Origin of the sequence: Micromonospora echinofusca (assembly GCF_017614955.1) — a bacterium.
GTDB classification, from domain to species: Bacteria; Actinomycetota; Actinomycetes; order Mycobacteriales; family Micromonosporaceae; genus Micromonospora; species Micromonospora echinofusca_A.
Window position 1 is genome coordinate 1 of record NZ_WVUH01000568.1, and the last position, 2,558, is coordinate 2,558.

A 2,558-nucleotide genomic window follows, 5' to 3' on the forward strand; every position below is an offset into this window, starting at 1 on the left:
GACGGGGGGTTGGGGGTGGACCACGGCGACGGGAAGACCCTCGCCACAGGTTCCCGGCTCACCGACGGTATCGCCGCCCGCTGGTTCCAGGCGCTCTACGAGACGCCGCTGCTCCTCTCCGGGATCCTGGACGCGCGCGGCACCGTGCTCGACGCCAACCGCCAGTCGATCGAGGGTTGTGGTCTGGTCCGGGAGCGGATCCTGGGCCGTCCGTTCTGGGAGGGCGGCTGGTGGTCGCCCGATCCCGAGTTGTCCGCGCAGGTCAGATGCTGGTGCGAGCAGACCGTCCGGACCGGGGTGCCGCTGCGCACCGTGAGCCGGTACCACCTCGCTGACGGCACCCGCAGGATGGTCGACCTCGCCATCTTTCCGGTCACCGACGACGCGGGTGCGGTGGCCTACCTTGCGGCCACCGGGTCGGACATCACCGATGCGCTGGTCACCCAACGCGCCCGCGACGAGCGGGCCGCGGTGCAGACCGAGGCGCTGCACCGGGTCGCCGAGACCCGCGAGCGGGAGTTCCGTCGGGTGCAGGAGGCCGAGCGGCGGGCCGAGGCCCGGTTGCACCAGTTGGTGACGGTCGCCCTGGCCCTGCTCAGCGCGGAAAGCGTGGAGGACCTGACCAGCATCGTGGTGGACCGGTCCATGCCGGTGCTCGGCGCGGACGGGGGCGCGGTGGTCGTCCGGGAGTCCGACGGCGGGCTGCGGGTCGTGGTCAGTGGACGGTTCGGCGAGCGTACCCGTGCCGCCTACCGGAGCCTGCCTCCGGACAGTCCCCTCCCGGCCTGTCACACGGCCCGGACCGGTGACCCGGTGCTGCTGCCCACCCGGGCGGCCGGGCTCGCCTTCACCCCGGGAATGGCCGACGTCTACGCCGCGACCCGACGGGACGCCTGGGCGTTCCTGCCGCTGCGGGTCGGTGCCCGGCTGCTCGGGTCGCTTGCCGTGTCGTGGCGGGAGGAGCGTGAGTTCAGCAGCGACGAGCTGACGATGCTGGAGGCGTTCGCGGCGCAGTGTGCCCAGGCTCTCGACCGGATCCAGCACCTGTCGGCCCAGCGGGAGAGCGCCCTGGCCGCCCAGCGGCTGTCGGAGACCCTCCAGCGCAGTCTGCTCACCCAGCCGCCGACGCCCGACTCGTTGGACATCGCGGTGCGCTACCAGCCGGCCGCCCACGAGGCGCAGGTCGGCGGGGACTGGTACGACGCCTTCGTCACCTCGACCGGTGCCACGATGCTGGTCGTCGGGGACGTCACCGGGCACGACCAGATCGCGGTGGCCGCCATGGGGCAGATCCGTAACGTGCTGCGTGGACTGGCGTACGACAGTGACGGTGGCCCGGCGGCGCTGCTCGGCCGGCTGGACCGGGCGTTGCGTGGCCTGCGGGTCGGCGCGCTGGCGTCCGCCGTGCTGGCCCGCGTCGAGCCGGCGGTGACCGTGGACGGTCGGGACGTACGCCGGTTGTGTTGGTCGAACGCCGGGCATCCGCCGCCGCTGCTGCGTCGGCCGGACGGCACCGTGGAGGTTCTCACCAGCCGGGGTCTGATGCTCGGGGTCCAGCCCGGTGTCGGGCGTACCGAGCAGGTCCTCGACGTGCCCGAGGGGAGCACCCTGCTGCTCTACACCGACGGGCTGGTGGAGCGGCGGGACATCACCCTCGACGAGGGGATCGACCGGCTGGCCGGCCTGTTCGGCGCGGTGGGTGCGGGGCATCCCGAGCAGGTCTGCGACGCGGTGCTGGCCGCCGTACCGGTCGACCACGAGGACGACATCGCGCTGCTCGTGGTGCGGTGCTGCCCCTGACGGGGGTTGGTAGGACGTGCCCCGGGTGCCGCCAGGGTGGATCGCGGCGACACCCGGGGCGCTGACGGTCAGATCGCGAAGCAGTTCGGCCGGATCGGGCTGTCGGTGAGGGCGTTGTGGATGACCGTCCAGGTGGTGCCGTCGAGTACCAGCCCGAGGTGACCCACCAGTCGCAGCGGGCAGTACGACTGGATCAGCACGTTGGTGGCGCCGTCGGCCATGGTGGCGTTCTGGGTGGGCCGGACCAACTCGTCCTGGAGGGTGCGTACGGTGGTGTAGCGCACCGCGCCGACGGTGTCGTCCCCGCTGTTCAGGTCGTTCAGGAACGCCGAGCCGATGGTCATCTGCTGACAGGCGACGATCTCCAGGCAGCTACCCAGGCCGAGGAACTCCACGATGTTGGCCACATAGGTGCCGTAGTGCGGTGTCCCGAGGCTCACGTACCGCTCGACGGAGGCGGTACCGCCGAGGTACTTGAGCAGGTAGCGGGAGACGAGGCCGCCCTCGGAGTGGGCGACGAGGTCCACCTTGGCCGCACCGGTGGTGGCGCGGACCTGCCCGACGAAGGAGCTGAAGGCACGGGCGGAGTCGGCGATGTCGCCGAGGCCGAGGTTCGGCAGCTGGTAGATGAAGGTCCGGTACCCGGCACCGCGCAGCCGCGCGGCGAGTGGTTCGTAGGCGATGGCGACGCCGGAGAGTCCGCCGACCACGATCACCGGATTCGCTCCGCTGAGGGTGGCGGTCGTCTGGGCGGGGGC

At 72.1% G+C, this 2,558-nt stretch carries 2 protein-coding genes; one reads left to right on the forward strand and one right to left on the reverse strand.

Annotated elements, in window-relative coordinates; all coding sequences use genetic code 11:
• Positions 1 to 1,800 (forward strand): SpoIIE family protein phosphatase (locus tag GSF22_RS32795; RefSeq protein WP_208817791.1); only part of this gene is annotated, 1,800 nt, incomplete at its 5' end.
• 68 nt (positions 1,801 to 1,868) lie between these two features.
• Here GSF22_RS32795 and GSF22_RS32800 read toward each other — a convergent pair.
• Positions 1,869 to 2,558 (reverse strand): esterase/lipase family protein (locus GSF22_RS32800; protein ID WP_208817792.1); only part of this gene is annotated, 690 nt, incomplete at its 5' end.